Here is a 15,406-nt window from a genome sequence, read left to right on the forward strand (position 1 = left end):
GATGACCGTACTGACCCAGACCGACTTCGACTACATCGTGATCGGTGGTGGTTCCGCCGGGGCCGCTGTCGCCGCCCGGCTGAGCGAGGATCCTGCCCTTGAGGTGGCCCTCGTGGAGGCCGGTCCCGACGACCGTGGCATCGACGTCATCCTCCAGCTCGACCGTTGGATGGAGCTGCTGGAGAGCGGCTACGACTGGGATTACCCGATCGAGCCGCAGGAGCACGGCAACTCGTTCATGCGCCACGCCCGTGCCAAGGTGCTCGGCGGCTGTTCCAGCCACAACTCCTGCATCGCGTTCTGGGCTCCGGCCGAAGACCTGAACGACTGGGCGTTCAAGCACGGAGCCACCGGCTGGGACGCCGCCACCACCTTCCCGCTGTTCCAGCGTCTGGAAACCAACGAGGACCGGGCCCCGCACCACGGCCAGGACGGCCCCGTGCACCTGATGAACGTGCCGGCCACCGATCCGTGCGGCGTGGCTCTCCTCGACGCCTGCGAGCAGACCGGAATCCCGCGCACAACGTTCAACTCCGGTACGACCGTTGTGAACGGCGCGAATTTCTTCCAGATCAACCGGCAGGCGGACGGAACGCGCGCGTCGTCATCCGTTTCGTATATTCACCCGATTCGGGATCGCGCCAACTTCACTCTGCTCACCGGCAGGCGAGCCCGCAAACTCACCTTCGACGGGAACAAGCGCTGCACCGGCGTACAGGTCGTCGATGCCAGCTTCGGCAAGACCCACCAGCTCACCGCGCGCGCCGAGGTCATCCTCTCGGCCGGCGCCATCGATTCGCCCAAGCTGCTCCTGCTCTCCGGCGTCGGTCCGGCCGAGCAGCTTGCCTCCTTTGGCATCGAGGTACTCGCGGACTCCCCCGGCGTCGGCGAGAACCTGCAGGACCACCCGGAGGGCGTAATTCAGTGGGAAGCGAAGCAGCCGATGCCCGAGACTTCCACCCAGTGGTGGGAAGCCGGCATCTTCACGACCACCGAGGAGGGCCTCGACCGCCCCGACCTCATGTTCCACTACGGTTCGGTGCCCTTCGACATGCACACCGCCCGTCAGGGTTACCCGACGACGGAGAACGGGTTCTGCCTGACGCCAAACGTCACCCGGGCACGCTCCCGCGGCACGGTCAAGCTGCGCTCGAGCGACTACCGCGACAAGCCCATGGTGGATCCGCGCTACTTCACCGACCCACACGACATGCGCGTCATGGTCGCCGGCATCCGCAAGGCCCGGGAAATCGTGGCCCAGCCGGCCATGGCCGAGTGGGCCGGCGAGGAACTGTATCCGGGCGCCGCTGTGCAAACGGATGCCGAAATCACCTCGTACATCGAAAAGACCCACAACACGGTCTACCACCCGGCCGGGACCCTGCGGATGGGCGCCGTCGACGATGTGCTCGCGCCGCTCGATCCCGAGCTGCGGGTCAAGGGAGTCACCGGCCTGCGCGTCGCCGACGCGTCGGTCATGCCGGTTCTCGTCACCGTAAACCCGAACATCACCACGATGATGATCGGTGAGCGCTGCGCCGACCTGGTGAAAGCGGCCCGCAGCATCCGCTGACCTGCGCCGAGGTGTGAGTCCGGGCCTGATTTTTGCGAATAATGCGGTCAGCCTCACACCTCGGCTACGGAACATGAAAAAAGTGGGCGCCTCCCGAGGGAGACGCCCACTTTTGTGTGGTGCTAGCTGGCGGGGACTTAGAAGTCCATGCCACCCGAGGGGTCGCCGGCCGGAGCCGAGTTCTTCTCGGGCTTGTCGGCAACGACGGCCTCGGTGGTGAGGAACAGTCCGGCAATCGACGCGGCGTTGAGCAGCGCGGAGCGGGTGACCTTCACCGGGTCATTGATGCCGGCAGCGATCATGTCGACGTACTCGCCGGTGGCGGCGTTGAGGCCCCATCCGACGGGCAGGTTGCGCACCTTGTCGGCGACAACGCCGGGCTCCATGCCCGCGTTGAGTGCGATCTGCTTGAGCGGAGCGTCGATGGCGACGCGCACGATGTTCGCGCCCGTTGCCTCGTCGCCGACGAGAGCGAGAACTGCTTCGCTCTCGAATGCGGTCTTGCCAGCCTGGATCAGTGCAACGCCACCACCGGCGACGATGCCCTCTTCGACGGCAGCCTTGGCGTTACGCACTGCATCTTCGATGCGGTGCTTGCGCTCCTTGAGCTCAACCTCCGTTGCGGCTCCGGCCTTGATGACAGCAACGCCGCCAGCAAGCTTGGCGAGGCGCTCCTGGAGCTTCTCGCGGTCGTAGTCGCTGTCGGTGTTCTCGATCTCGGCGCGAATCTGCGAAACGCGACCGGCGATGGCTTCGACGTCGCCGGCACCCTCAACGATGGTGGTCTCGTCCTTGGTGATGACGACCTTGCGGGCGTTACCAAGCAGGTCGAGCGTGACGTTCTCGAGCTTGAGGCCGACCTCTTCCGAGATGACCTGTCCACCGGTGAGGATGGCGATGTCCTGCAGCTGAGCCTTGCGACGGTCTCCGAAGCCCGGAGCCTTGACGGCGACGGACTTGAAGATGCCACGGATCTTGTTCACAACGAGCGTGGCCAGGGCCTCGCCGTCGACGTCTTCCGCGATGATGAGGAGCTGCTTGCCGGTCTGGATGACCTTGTCCACGATGGGGAGCAGGTCCTTGATGTTGGAGACCTTGGAGTTGACGATCAGGATGTAGGGGTCTTCGAAGACCGCTTCCTGACGGTCAGGGTCGGTGACGAAGTACGCCGACAGGAAGCCCTTGTCGAAGCGCATGCCCTCGGTGAGCTCGAGTTCGGTGCCGAAGGTGTTCGACTCCTCAACGGTGACAACACCTTCCTTGCCGACCTTGTCGATGGCCTCGGCGATGATCGCGCCGATTTCGGTGTCGCCGGCAGAGATGGAAGCCGTGGCCGCGATCTCTTCCTTGGTTTCGATTTCCTTGGCGCTGGCGATGAGCTCGGCGATGACAGCTGCCGTGGCCTTCTCGATGCCGCGCTTGAGGCTGATCGGGTCGGCGCCGGCTGCGACGTTGCGCAGGCCTTCGCGAACCAGGGCCTGGGCGAGGACGGTTGCGGTGGTCGTTCCGTCGCCGGCTACGTCATCCGTCTTCTTGGCGACCTCTTTGACGAGCTCGGCACCGATCTTCTCGTACGGGTCGTCGAGCTCGATCTCCTTGGCGATGGACACACCGTCGTTGGTGATCGTGGGGGCGCCCCACTTCTTCTCCAGAACGACGTTGCGGCCGCGCGGGCCGAGGGTGACCTTGACGGTGTCGGCGAGAATATTCAGGCCGCGCTCAAGCCCACGACGGGCCTCTTCATTGAATGCAATGATTTTTGCCATATGTGTAACTCGTCCCTCCCGGACGTTCCAAACGATGATGGGGTTAGCACTCAGATGACGAGAGTGCTAGATCGATTCTGGCACTCTGGGGTCGAGAGTGCAAGCGAGCATCCGGGGTGATGCCGGGCTATCTGCAGCTGTCAGGGAACGAGATCGGCCGAGCCGGTGCCGTTGGGCACCAACTGGAACCAGGTATTGCCCGGTGCCAGCCGAATTGTCACTCCGTTGGCGTCGATGAGGCGGATCGGCGACGTCTGGGCGTCCTTGCTCCAGGTGGCCGCGAGGGTCTTGCCGCCGGACGAGATTGACGCTTCACCGGAGGCGATCAACTCGGTCTTGGGGATACTGTCGGAGACGGTTACATCGACCCGCAGTACGACCACGTTGGTGGCCTTGAGCTGGGCCCCCTCGGGGGTCAGGTCGGGCGCCCCATCCTGAGCGCGCAGGTAGGCGGCCGCCTCGGCGTTCCAGGTCCAGCTGCGGGCACTGGAGTTGGAGAACCTGGTATTGATCACCGAAATCGGCGTACCGTCCGTGGCAGCGGATGCCGCGGCCAGGGTGGCCGCGTAGGCGTACTGCTGGGCGGGCGGGGCGACAGAGGCATTGCGGTTGACGAATTCCGACGCGGCGAGGATCACGTTGTGCGGGGCTGAAGTAGCGGAGGACCGCGAGAACAAGCCGCTCGTGTCGTAGTCGAAGATGGCGCTGATCTGGCCGGTCGCGTTCATCGCGTCGACGAATCGCTGCTGGCCGCCGGAGTAGGCGACCAGTCCACCGAAGGGGGCGATAATGTCGGGATCCATCGGCCGAATCGACCGCACCGGTCCGAGCTGATCGGGAATGCTTGACTGCCAGACCGCGACATAGCGGGTGATGCCGCCCTCGACCAGTTCTTCGAACACGAGGTCGGTACGGTCAATGGCAACCTGCGGCCGGGCCGCAACGTGGTTGTCGATCTTGGCCGCCAGCGACGGGTGGGCCGACGAGCCGCCTTCGACGCTCAGCCCGGTTAGCGGTGCGATCTCGGTCGCCGCCGGGGCGACATAGTCAGAGGTCCAGGCCGTGCCGGTCGGTGTCGAGGAGGGGGCCGGGGTGCTGCCGCTGCACGCGCTCAGGAGCAGTGCCGGCAGCACGAGGGCGAGCAGCCCCGCGGCCCGAAGCGGTCGAGCGGTGCGGGCCGTATTTTTCATAGTCACCGGTAAACACTAACGCCGCCCGTTGCAGCGGGCGGCGTTAGTGTGAAATGCGAGGCGGGTTAGGCCGGTCGAACCGATTCAGCCTGCGGGCCTTTCGCTCCGGCACCGACCTCGAAGACGACCTGCTGGCCTTCTTCGAGAACCTTGTACCCGCTCATGTCGATGGCGGAGTAGTGGACGAAGACGTCTTGCCCTCCCCCGTCGACAGTAATGAAGCCGAAACCCTTTTCAGCGTTGAACCACTTTACGGTTCCGTTCGCCATGTGTTACTCCTTGCTCAGTTTTCAACGGCAACCGCCCATTGGCTGTTCCGGGCCGTGCCGCAGAGACTGCGTTCATCCTGTGCGAGCAGCAAATCCCCGAGAGCAAGACATCTGTCACAAGTTACCTACTGGTGCAAGTTTCCTTGGGCGAGCTTTCTTGATCCGGGCGGGTATTGCCCGAACAAAATGTGTGACCAAAACGCATGTTACTGAAATGGGAACAGAAGACTAGGGGCTTGACGAATCAAATCGTGGCCGCTAAGACCACGGCTTTCGCGTTTTGCTCAGTCAACCGGTGAAACATAGTCGTTGCCGACGACGACGGTCATACTGGCGTCGGAATCAACGAAATTGGTGGAGACCACGATCTGCGCTCCCGGAAGCGAGGCAGCGACGCCGCGGGCGGCGCCTTCCTGGCTCGCATCGGCGTAGTAGATCACCGTGGTCGCCTCCGTGTCCGTGCTGGCGTTCCCGGTGGCATTGACCACCCAGCCTGCAGCGGAGAGTGTGTCCCTGACGGATGCTGCAACGCCATCGTTCGCGGACCCGTTGAGCACGTTGATGGTCTGCGCCGGGTCGACGGTGGCAACGGCCGTGGGGACAGCGGTCGCTGTCGGCGTCGCGCTTGCGCTGCTCGCGGGCAACCCGGGAATGTTAGAGAAGTCGAGGCGATTGTTGATTGCGAGGATGCCGACTGCACCGATGGCGATCAACAGCCCGGTGGCCCCCAGCGCCCACCAGAATCCGATCCAGCCGCGTCCTCTCTTGCCGGGGGCGCGGTGGGCTCCCACCCGGTCGAGGGCATGCGTGTGGGTGTCGAAACGGTCTTTCGCAAATTTTTGCGCCATGGTGGTGGAATCCTTGGTTGGCCGGCCGGGCCGGAATCGAGCTGCAGGGCAAGGTTCCGTGCTGGCCGAAAAGCGGGTGGGTGCCTAGTCGCGGGTGGGCAGCGAGCGACTGGCGCGTGCCTCGGATCGGACGGAACGCATCCGCTGCAATCGTTTCACCAGCATGGGATCAAAAGCCAACGCCAACGGTGAGTCGACCAATGCGCTCAATAGTTGATAGTACCGGGCGGTCGACAGGCTGAAGGTGGCCCGGATGGCCTCCTCCTTGGCGCCGACGTGCCGCCACCATTGCCGTTCGAAGGCGAGCACGGCCTGGTCGCGTTCGCTCAGCTGGGTTGTCGGCGCGTGCTCAGTCATTGCTGCATCCCTCCCCCGGTTGACTGTCTGTCAGGCTCATCCTATTTGCGGGCGGCTGAATGTTGCCTCCGGCACGCCCTGCCGCGGTGGGACACGCCGTGAGGAATGCGCGCGGGGCCAAGCGAGTTTAGGCTTAGTAGACGCGGCCAGTGCCCGGTCGCCGGAACGAAGGGATCTGAACATGGACTACGAAATCAAGAAGTCAGACAGCGAATGGCGCTCCGAACTGGGCGCGGAGAAGTTTGCGGTGCTGCGCGAAGCCGGCACCGAACGCCCCGGCACCGGCGAGCTGCTCGACGAGGGTCGGGCTGGCCTCTACACCTGTGGCGCCTGCAACGCCGAGCTGTTTCAGAGTGGCACCAAGTTCGATTCCGGCTGCGGCTGGCCGAGCTTTTACGAGTCGGTTCGTCCCGAAGCGGTCGAACTGCTTGAGGACCGCTCCATGGGAAGCGTACGCACCGAGGTGCGCTGCGCGAACTGTGGCTCGCACCTCGGCCACGTTTTTCCCGACGGTTTCGGCACTCCGACCGGCGACCGGTACTGCATGAATTCTCTCTCGCTCAATTTCACGCCCGCTGAGTAGCGCGGTGTCGATGACGGGTGCGGTTGCCAGCTCGGCAGCGGCAGGTTCGGCCGGAGCGAATCCTGGTCTTCCCGGCCGGGACACGACCGGTTTCAGAACGGATACCGCGGCGGTCTTCAAAGCTGTCGCTGACCGGCGCAGTTATTCCAAGGTGACGACGCTCGCCCCCAGCCGGGCGGAGTTGCTGCCGCTCGTGGCGGCGGCCGCGCGGGTGGCCGATCACGGCGCGTTGCGTCCGTGGCGGCTGCTCGAGCTGCGCGGCGACGCCCGCGACCGGCTCGGAGCGGCGTTTGTGGCGGCATCCGCTTGTGAGGGGCTCGAAGCGATCAAGCTGGCCGCCAAGCCGCTGCGCGCACCGCTGCTGATCGCGATCGTCGCGTCACGGCAGGTGAACTTCAAGGTGGCTGGCTGGGAACAGGATGCCGCGGCTGCGGGCGTCGCGCACCTTCTCACGCTGCTGCTCGAAAACGCCGGCTGGGGGGCGATGTGGCGCACCGGGCCGTTGGTGCGATCGGCGCCGGTGCGAGCGTTGCATGGCCTTGCCGACGGGGAAGAGCTGCTCGGCTGGCTCTACGTTGGGGGAATTCCCGAGGAGTCGAAACCGTGCGTGCGGCTGTCGATTGATCCGGAGGAGTTTTTGGGGGTGCTGTAGCTCGGGGCCGTGGGCTTCGTCCCCGGCCCGCCTTGGAGCGCCGGCCCGTGATCTATCAGGGGCCCCTTTCCGGGCCCGGGCGGAAGGGACAGGACGTTCAAGGGCTACGGTCAGGTGCGGGCGTGGCCGGGCCGGTGCCAGCGCACCGCGGCGATGACCACGGCGACGAGGGCGAGCGCGGTTCCGGCCAGGGTCGTCACGCCGAGCGGATGCCTCTGAGTGGGCGCGAGCAGATCCAGCGCAAGGGCGCAGAGCAGCTGGCCGGCGACGATGCACAGGCCGAGCATGAGCACGCCGGTGGTACGAACGACGAGCGCGGCGCCGGCGATGAAGATGCAGCCGATGAGCCCGCCGGTATAGAGCCACGGGTTGCCCGGCAGATCGAGGGCGAAACCGACCAGCACACCGTGCACGAGCGCCGCGAGTACGAGCGCGACGGATCCGGTGAGAAAGTTCAGAAAAGTTGCCGTGAGCGCACTTTGCGCGGTGACCCGCACCTGACCGTTCACGGCCTGCTGCCAGCCCTGGCCGATACCCGCCACGAGGGGTAGCACGAGCAGCCAGAGCGCGTCGCTGCCGCCCAATTCGCCGCTCACCGTCCAGGCTACGGCGACCAGGGCGAGCACCGCGCCAACGATTTTGGACGCGTGCAGCGGTCGGCGCCCACCCGGACCGATGCCAAACCGGTCCATGAGTACACCGCTCACGGTCTGACCGGCCACAACGGCGACAGTGAACAGGGCGATGCCGAGTGGCGCGGCGACAAGGCCCTGCGACAGTACGAACAGCGCGCCGGCCAGGCCGCCGAACAGGTGCCACCAGGACAGGGTTTTCGCTCGCACCGCGCGAGTGACGAGTTGCAGGCCGCGGCGACCGCTTCGGAACACGACGAGGCCAAGGCTGAGAATGACCAGCCCGGAGCCGAAGGAGATGACGGCGGCAGTGAATCCGTCGCCGATTTGATGACCGAGTTCGCCATTCACGCGCGATTGCACGGCATACATGGCCCCGATCAGCACCGAGAACAGAAGCGCCAGCCAGATCGGCACAGCGGATGCCGCTGGCGCGGCCGAAGCATCCGTTCGGGTCCGTGCGCTGTCCTCTGTCACTTGGCAATACTACGAGATGGGTGCGTGCGGGTTCTGCCCGGTGCTGCCCAGTCGGGCTCCGATTCGCCCGGGGCCCACCTTAGGTCGCTGGGCCCATGATCTATCATGGGCCCAGTTTCCGGGCCCGGGCCCGGGCCCGGTCGAAAACAGCGCGCGGGGCGAGGCTTGGCGCGTCAGGCGGCGCGCACCTCGATTTCGCCGGGGGCTGCACCCTCGCTGCCGAAGACCAGGCGGCGGTTGGCGATCTTGTCGGTGAAGAAGCGATCGTGGCTGACCACCACGACGGCCCCGGGAAAGTGCACGAGGGCGCGTTCCATCACCTGGGTGCTCGACATGTCGAGGTGGTTGGTCGGCTCGTCGAGCAGCAGCACCGACGCTCCGGAGAGCAGGCATTGCGCCATGGCGACGCGGGCGCGCTGACCGCCCGAGAGAGCACCGATCTTCTGTTTGAGGTCGGCCTCGCTGAACTGGAACATGGTCAGAAAACGGTTGACCGACTTCTTGGTCGCGGTGAGGGCGAGGCTGCCGGGCATGGCGTTGACGGCATGACTGACGGTGTCGCTCTGGTCGAGTTCGGCGAGAATCTGGTTGTACGAGACAACGCCGGCGCCGCTGGCCCAGGCGACGTCACCGTGGTCGGCGCTCTCCTCGCCGGTGAGCACCCGCAGCAGGGTCGTCTTTCCGCTGCCGTTACTGCCGAGCACGACAATGCGGTTGCCGCGGCGCACCTCGAAACTGAGGTTTTCGAACAGCACCTTGTCGCCGAAGCTTTTGGCCAGGCCGTCGACCCGGCAGAGGACGTCCTTGACGTGCAGGTTGCCGTAGATCTCGGTGATGATCTGGTCGACCGGGCGCGGTGTGCGCGACTTCTTGATGTGCGCCAGCTGGTTGCCGAGCTGACGACTCTCGGCCTTGGCGGCCTCCCGACGGTCGGCGATCCCCTCGGCTTCGAAGGCGAGCAGCTCGGATTCGTGCACGAACTGTGCCTCGAGGGTCTTGAGCCGAAACTGCTTCTGCACGATGTATTCGCCGAAGTTGCCGGGGTACTCGTGCAGGTGAAAGTTCTCGACCTCGATGATGCGGGTGACGACAGCGTCGAGAAACTTACGGTCGTGCGAGACGACGATGGCAGCACCCTTGAAGCTCTTGAACCAGGCTTCGAGCCACTCAACCCCGGCCACGTCGAGGTAGTTGGTCGGCTCGTCGAGCAGCAGTACGTCGGGAGCTTCCAGCACGATCTTGGCCAGGGCAGCCCGGTTACGCCAGCCGCCGGAAAGCTCATCGATCGCGCAGACGCGGTGCGCCTCGTTGAATCCGAGGGTGGTCAGCGCGGTGTCGATGTGCCGCTTGTAGTCCCAGCCGTCCAGCCGATCCATCTCCTCGAACAGCTCGCCCTGCCGCCCGATCAGCCGGTCGAGTTCGGCGCTGGCCGAGGAATCGAGGGCGATCGCCGCATCAATCGCGGCGAGCTCGGCCTCGACTGCCTTCACGGCCACGAACAGTTCGTCGAGCACCTCGGTTATGGTCTGTGCACCGTTGAGTTCGGAGAACTGGGAGAAATAGCCGACCCGAATGCCATCTTCGAGGGTGACCTCGCCGGCGTCTGGCGAGACCTGGTCGAGAATCAGCTTGAGAATGGTGGACTTGCCGGAGCCGTTCTTACCGATCAGGCCGACCCGGTCGCCGGGTTCGAGGCGAAAGAACGCCTCGCGCAGAATCTGCGTGTTCTCAAAGCGGATGCTGACATCGTTCAGCCGGATCAGGCTCATGTGTGTTTCCTCCCGGGGTTTCTGCAGCGGGCATCCGCTCGAAAAACCCCAGCCATCAGTGTACGTGGCGGCCCTGTGGGACCCTGGCGGCACAGAAAAACCCCTACATCCCAGTGGGGAGCAGGGGTTGAGAGGGCCGGCCACGGGACTTGAACCCGTAACCCCCACTTTACAAGAGTGGTGCGCTACCAATTGCGCCAGGCCGGCATGAGACCAGGGCCTCGAAAGACCATCCTAAATGATTCCCGGGCCTTTGCCGCCATCGGCCAGGAGAAGCGGATGCAATGGCACGAGCAGCAGCATCCGCTTCATAGCTACCCGGCGGGTGTCGGGGTGGGGGTCGGCGTCGAGGTCGAGTAGGTCTCGCCGAGGGCCTGCTGCACGAAGGAGGCGAATTCCTTGGGGTCGTCGAGCGAGCCGGTGTAGGGCTTGCCATTGACCAGAACGGTCGGGGTGCCGGTGATGGCCTTGATCGAGGAGTTGGCGATCGGACCGTCGAGGGATCGGTCGGTGGCGGCCTGAACCCAGGACTCGAAGGTTCCGTCGTCGATGCAGGTGTTAATGCTGGAGAGCGCGGTGCGTACTCCGGAATCCTTGACCACGGCCTTGAGCTCATCGTTGCTGCGGCCGGGCTTGTTTTCCTCGGGCTGGTCAACGAACAGCGCCGAGTTGAAGTCGAAGAAGTCATCGGGCGAGTAGTTGGCGACGCAGGCTGCAGCATTGGCGGCTCGCAGGGAGTATTTGGTGCCGGCGGACTTGCTCTTGAGAATCGACACCGGGTGAATTTCGATGGTGGCGGCACCGGAGTCGACCCACTCGGCGATCTGCTCGGTATTGGCTGCTTCGAAGTCCGCACAGAACGGGCAGAGGTAGTCAAGGTAGACGCGAATGTTGGCGACGGCACCGGTGGGATCGGGTTCGGAGGGCCGAGCGGCGGCGTCGGGCTGCAGCGCCGGGGTGAGGGCCGTGATCATGCCTTCGCCGATGAGGACGCCATCGCTCGCCATGTTCCTGGGGCCGGGACCGGCCGGTTTGATGGAATTGACAATGATGACGGCAACGAGCACGACGATGGCGATGCCCGCGATGCCGATTCCGCCCTGTAGGAAGACCTTGTTGCGGCGGTCCTTCTTCTTCTGGCTGACGCGCAGCTGCTTGGCCTTGATGCGGGCCGCGTCACGGCGTCGGTTTTTTGAGGGACTGCTGTCGCTGGGTCCGCCAATAGTCATAAAGATCGCTTTCGAGGAGTGAGTGCGCGCGTTAGCGCACCTTTCGAATAGTAGATCCCCTGACTGGGAATCGACCAAACGGGGCGGGCGGGCGAAAACCGGCAGCGGGGCATCCGTCGTGCAATAATAAAAAGGTCGTGTGCTTCGGCGTGCGGCGGACAAATCCTATTCACAACGGATCGTCCGGCACGTTCCTGCCGGTGAAGGAGTAATAATCATGGCTTCAGTGACCTTTGACAAGGCAACTCGGCTCTACCCTGGTTCCACCAGGCCCGCTGTTGACCAGCTCGACCTGCAGGTCGCCGATGGCGAGTTCCTGGTTCTGGTCGGCCCGTCCGGCTGCGGAAAGTCCACCTCGCTGCGGATGCTCGCCGGCCTCGAAGAGGTCAACGACGGCAACATCCTCATCGGTGACCGCAACGTGACGGATGTTCCGCCGAAGGACCGCGACATCGCCATGGTCTTTCAAAACTACGCGCTGTACCCGCACATGACCGTCGCCGAGAACATGGGCTTCGCGCTCAAGATCGCCGGCATCAACAAGGACGAGCGTGCCGCCCGCGTACTCGAGGCCGCCAAGCTGCTCGACCTGGAGCCCTACCTCAGCCGCAAGCCGAAGGCCCTCTCCGGTGGTCAGCGTCAGCGCGTTGCGATGGGACGCGCGATCGTGCGTCAGCCGCAGGTGTTCCTGATGGATGAGCCGCTCTCCAACCTTGACGCCAAGCTGCGCGTGCAGACGCGTACCCAGATCGCCTCGCTGCAGCGCCGACTCGGGGTCACGACCGTCTACGTGACCCACGACCAGACCGAGGCGCTCACCATGGGCGACCGGATTGCTGTGCTGAAGGACGGCATCCTGCAGCAGGTAGGTTCGCCCCGCGACCTGTACGCGAAGCCGCAGAACGTCTTCGTGGCCGGCTTCATCGGCAGCCCCGCGATGAACCTGTTCCTCGCGGACACCGTCGACGGCGGCATCAAGTTCGGCACCGCGACCGTTCCCGTGCAGCGCGACACCCTGGCCAGCTCCACCGGCAAGAAGGTCACCGTCGGAATCCGTCCGGAAGACATCCAGATGTCGTCGACCGCCGGCGAGGGCCTGCAGATCGAGGTCGACCTGGTCGAGGAGCTCGGCGCCGACGGCTACCTCTACGGTCACTCCACGATCGAGGGCAAGCGCACCGACATTGTCGCTCGCGTCGACGGCCGCTCGCACCCGAACGCCGGCGAGACGGTGTACCTCACGGCTACCCCGAACCACCTGCACGTGTTCGACGCTGAAACCGGCCTGCGCCTCGGCGGCGCCGTCACCGACTAGTCAGCTTTTCGACTATTTTTGGCTTTCGGCTGGAGGGAGTTCGCTCCCTCCAGCCTTTTTCTTAGGGTCACACTATGAGCGGTTCCCTCAATATCACCGCGGCCACGGCCGACCCGGCGCTGCTCGACCTGCCGTGGCATCTGCCCCTGGACGCCTGGCCGAACGAGAACATCGCCTCGCTGCCCAAGGGCATTTCCCGGCACCTGGTGCGGTTCGCTCACCTGAGCGGGCGGGTGGTCGCCATCAAGGAGACCACGAGCGAGATGGCCAAGCGCGAGTACGACATGCTGCGCACCCTGGCCAACCTCGAGATTCCCTGTGTCGAGCCGGTCGCCGTCATCACCAATAGAACGGATGCCGACCTCGACCCCCTGAATTCGGTTCTGGTAACCCGGCACCTCAAGTTCTCACTCCCCTACCGCGCCCTGTATTCGCACGCCCTGCGCCCGGATACTGCCACCCGGCTGGTCGACGCCCTCGCCGTTCTGCTGGTCCGGCTGCACATGATCGGATTCTTCTGGGGCGACGTGTCGCTCTCGAACACCCTGTTTCGGCGCGATGCCGGCGCCTTCGCGGCCTATCTCGTCGACGCCGAGACCGGACAGTTGTATTCCGGTGGGCTGTCGAACGGCCAGCGCGAGAACGATTTGGAAATCGCCCGGGTGAACATTGCCGGCGAATTGATGGACCTCGAAGCCGGCGGCCGCGTCGCCGACGAACTCGACCCGATCCGGGTCAGCAACGGCATCGTTGCGGCCTACCGGCTGCTCTGGAAGGAGCTAACCGGCTCCGAGTCGTTCTCCAGTTCCGAACGGTGGCGCATCACCGAACGCGTCGAGCGCCTCAATAACCTCGGCTTCGACATCGAGGAACTCGCGATCAAGACCGATGGGACCGGTTCGCGCGTGCGGATTCAGCCCAAAGTTGTCGACGCCGGACACCATCAGCGTCGCCTGCTGCGCCTGACCGGCCTCGATGCCGAAGAGAACCAGGCTCGTCGGCTGCTCAACGACCTCGACTCCTACCGCGCTGCGTATGGTTCGCCGGCCGCCGACGAGGAAATGGTCGCGCACGAGTGGCTCGTGCGCGTGTTCGAGCCGGTGGTGCGGGCGATACCTGTGGAGATGCAGGGCAAGCTCGAGCGGGCGCAGGTGTTCCACCAGCTGCTAGATCACCGCTGGTACATGGCGCAGAACCAGTCGCGGGACATTCCGCTGGCCGAGGCCGTGACCTCGTATGTGCAGGATGTGCTGCGGCACCGCCGCGACGAGGCAACCGTGATGGACCCGCTGACTGGCGCAATCACACTGCCGATCCGCGTGCAGCTCGGCGACGATACCTCGGTCGACCCCGATGACGCCGACGACTGGACCCTCAAGGTCTAGCTCCCTCCTCTTCTTCGACCGGGCCCGGGCCCGGAAACGGGGCCCATGATAGATCATGGGCCCCATTCCGTAAGGTGGGCCTGGAGCACCAGAACACCACTCTGACGCCAAGGTCGGATCGTGAGGCGGCGGGCATCCGCTTTGCGGATTAGGCTCGGGGAACGTCGTGCTCGGTCAGGAATTCGTAAAACAGGCGGGGCGAGTAGGCCGTGTCCCAGTCCCACCGATCGAAGCTGCTGACACCGGGTCGCAGCAGGTTCTCGCGATCCTTTTCAACGATGACAACTTCTGAGGGATGACGGTCCCCCAGAATGGCGCCCCGGGTGTACTTAATTTTGCCGTCGAACTCGCCGATCTTGCGCACTCCGCGCCAGAAGAAGTCGACCCAATACTCGCGCCCCTTCACCACAAAACGCACCTGAAGGTCGGGAATCTCGAAGCCCAACTCGGCCATGCGAACGCGACTGAGGGACTCGCCCGGGTTAGCTGAAAGCGGATTCGCGAATTCAATTGCGCGGCGCGCCTGGGCGCCTCCGTTCCGCGGATGCACACTGGCGAGTTCGGCATACAGCGCGTCTTTGGTGAGGGCCGGGGGACCAAGGGTTCCATGCCGGCGTTCCGCCTCCGCGCGCTCCTGCTCCACTCGTAGGGCGTGGTCCATCATCGTGACGCCGACGAGAAAAGTCGAATTGGCTGCCACGTCGATGAGGGTGCGGGGAAGGCTGGTGGCGGCGCATCCGTTCACCGTGACTGTTTCGGGCTCGACCACGCTGCGATGACTCGTGGTGAATCGGGCACTGCTCCCGCCAGCGGTGTCATTGTTGATTGCGTGCACGACCTGCGGCCACGGGCCGATGATGGGCAGGCCATGCAGCACCGCCGCCGAATGATGCGAGAGGAGCAGCGGCTGCTCGGCCGCGAGGACGGTGGCACGTACGAAGAGTCGATATCGGTCCTCGCTGTGGCCGGAGCGCCAGGCCGCCCCCAGGGCGTAAATTCCACGACGGATGCGCACCAGCTGCCCATTCGCAAGAAGTGCGCGCACGGCATGGGTGGTGAGTCCCGATGCGAGCAGGGATTCGGCAAGAATGAGGCCCTCGTTGCGGGCATTTGGTAGATCCAGGCTGTCAAGCATGGCTACTTTTTACCGGGTACGGGTCTCGAGCGTCGAAAAGTTGGCGGACTTGTGGGCACTGGATGGCGGCATCCGCTGTGGAGGAGAGCCGCGGGCCGCCGCGGAGCGCACGCCGGCCGCGCCCCGCTTGCCCGGCCGGGCCCACCTTACGGAACCGGGCCCATGATCTATCATGGGCCCAGTTCCCGGGCCCGGGCCCCGTCGCAAAAAGAGACGGCGACAGGGG

Annotated in this window: 14 protein-coding genes and 1 tRNA gene; 5 read left to right on the forward strand and 10 right to left on the reverse strand. The window is 64.8% G+C overall.

Features of this window, described 5'->3' with window-relative positions:
* Position 1 precedes the first annotated feature (1 nt).
* Complete coding sequence (locus tag E3O45_RS13250; protein ID WP_134443810.1) at positions 2-1,573, forward strand: GMC family oxidoreductase; 1,572 nt, start codon at positions 2-4, stop codon at positions 1,571-1,573.
* Positions 1,574-1,710: 137 nt separating this feature from the next.
* Here E3O45_RS13250 and groL read toward each other — a convergent pair whose 3' ends face one another.
* The 5 genes from groL to E3O45_RS13275 all read right to left on the reverse strand — a co-directional run bounded on the left by groL (position 1,711) and on the right by E3O45_RS13275 (position 6,003).
* Positions 1,711-3,339 (reverse strand): chaperonin GroEL, encoded by a 1,629-nt coding sequence (gene groL / locus E3O45_RS13255; protein ID WP_092451084.1) that lies wholly within the window; start codon positions 3,337-3,339, stop codon positions 1,711-1,713.
* A 140-nt stretch (positions 3,340-3,479) separates the two neighbouring features.
* On the reverse strand, positions 3,480-4,529 hold the full coding sequence (locus E3O45_RS13260; RefSeq protein ID WP_241985359.1) for a DUF3048 domain-containing protein: 1,050 nt from the start codon (positions 4,527-4,529) through the stop codon (positions 3,480-3,482).
* Between the two features lie 65 nt (positions 4,530-4,594).
* Entirely contained in the window at positions 4,595-4,798 is a 204-nt protein-coding gene (locus E3O45_RS13265) for a cold-shock protein (protein ID WP_035834941.1), read from the reverse strand.
* Between the two features lie 284 nt (positions 4,799-5,082).
* Positions 5,083-5,646 carry a LytR C-terminal domain-containing protein gene (locus tag E3O45_RS13270; protein ID WP_134443812.1) on the reverse strand — a complete coding sequence of 188 codons (564 nt, stop codon included), beginning with the start codon at positions 5,644-5,646 and terminating at the stop codon, positions 5,083-5,085.
* Positions 5,647-5,730: 84 nt separating this feature from the next.
* On the reverse strand, positions 5,731-6,003 hold the full coding sequence (locus tag E3O45_RS13275) for a DUF3263 domain-containing protein (RefSeq protein WP_134443813.1): 273 nt from the start codon (positions 6,001-6,003) through the stop codon (positions 5,731-5,733).
* A 181-nt stretch (positions 6,004-6,184) separates the two neighbouring features.
* Between E3O45_RS13275 and msrB the strand changes: the two genes are divergently transcribed.
* Together msrB and E3O45_RS13285 are read left to right on the forward strand one after the other, a co-directional pair.
* The gene (gene msrB / locus E3O45_RS13280) at positions 6,185-6,586 is read left to right on the forward strand and encodes a peptide-methionine (R)-S-oxide reductase MsrB (RefSeq protein ID WP_134443814.1); all 402 of its coding nucleotides are present in this window, start codon (positions 6,185-6,187) and stop codon (positions 6,584-6,586) included.
* 10 nt (positions 6,587-6,596) lie between these two features.
* A complete protein-coding gene (locus E3O45_RS13285; protein WP_134443815.1) occupies positions 6,597-7,238 on the forward strand; it encodes a nitroreductase family protein in 642 nt (213 codons plus the stop codon).
* Between the two features lie 110 nt (positions 7,239-7,348).
* Here E3O45_RS13285 and E3O45_RS13290 read toward each other — a convergent pair whose 3' ends face one another.
* The 4 genes from E3O45_RS13290 to E3O45_RS13305 form a co-directional block, all read right to left on the reverse strand.
* Positions 7,349-8,347 carry a DMT family transporter gene (locus E3O45_RS13290; protein WP_241985354.1) on the reverse strand — a complete coding sequence of 333 codons (999 nt, stop codon included), beginning with the start codon at positions 8,345-8,347 and terminating at the stop codon, positions 7,349-7,351.
* Between the two features lie 173 nt (positions 8,348-8,520).
* On the reverse strand, positions 8,521-10,116 hold the full coding sequence (locus tag E3O45_RS13295; RefSeq protein ID WP_134443816.1) for an ABC-F family ATP-binding cassette domain-containing protein: 1,596 nt from the start codon (positions 10,114-10,116) through the stop codon (positions 8,521-8,523).
* Positions 10,117-10,250: 134 nt separating this feature from the next.
* Positions 10,251-10,323: transfer RNA gene (locus tag E3O45_RS13300), tRNA-Thr, on the reverse strand.
* 107 nt (positions 10,324-10,430) lie between these two features.
* A complete protein-coding gene (locus E3O45_RS13305) occupies positions 10,431-11,345 on the reverse strand; it encodes a thioredoxin domain-containing protein (protein ID WP_092451095.1) in 915 nt (304 codons plus the stop codon).
* Between the two features lie 217 nt (positions 11,346-11,562).
* Here E3O45_RS13305 and E3O45_RS13310 point away from each other — a divergent pair, with 217 nt between their 5' ends.
* A complete protein-coding gene (locus E3O45_RS13310; protein ID WP_092451097.1) occupies positions 11,563-12,660 on the forward strand; it encodes an ABC transporter ATP-binding protein in 1,098 nt (365 codons plus the stop codon).
* Between the two features lie 74 nt (positions 12,661-12,734).
* The gene (locus E3O45_RS13315; RefSeq protein WP_134443817.1) at positions 12,735-14,045 is read left to right on the forward strand and encodes a DUF4032 domain-containing protein; all 1,311 of its coding nucleotides are present in this window, start codon (positions 12,735-12,737) and stop codon (positions 14,043-14,045) included.
* Between the two features lie 148 nt (positions 14,046-14,193).
* Here E3O45_RS13315 and E3O45_RS13320 read toward each other — a convergent pair whose 3' ends face one another.
* Positions 14,194-15,180, reverse strand: a complete 987-nt coding sequence (locus E3O45_RS13320; protein ID WP_134443818.1) for a type IV toxin-antitoxin system AbiEi family antitoxin domain-containing protein — start codon at positions 15,178-15,180, stop codon at positions 14,194-14,196.
* Positions 15,181-15,406 lie beyond the last annotated feature (226 nt).

It is taken from the genome of Cryobacterium sp. TMS1-20-1, from assembly GCF_004402355.1.
In the GTDB taxonomy this organism is placed as follows: domain Bacteria; phylum Actinomycetota; class Actinomycetes; order Actinomycetales; family Microbacteriaceae; genus Cryobacterium; species Cryobacterium levicorallinum.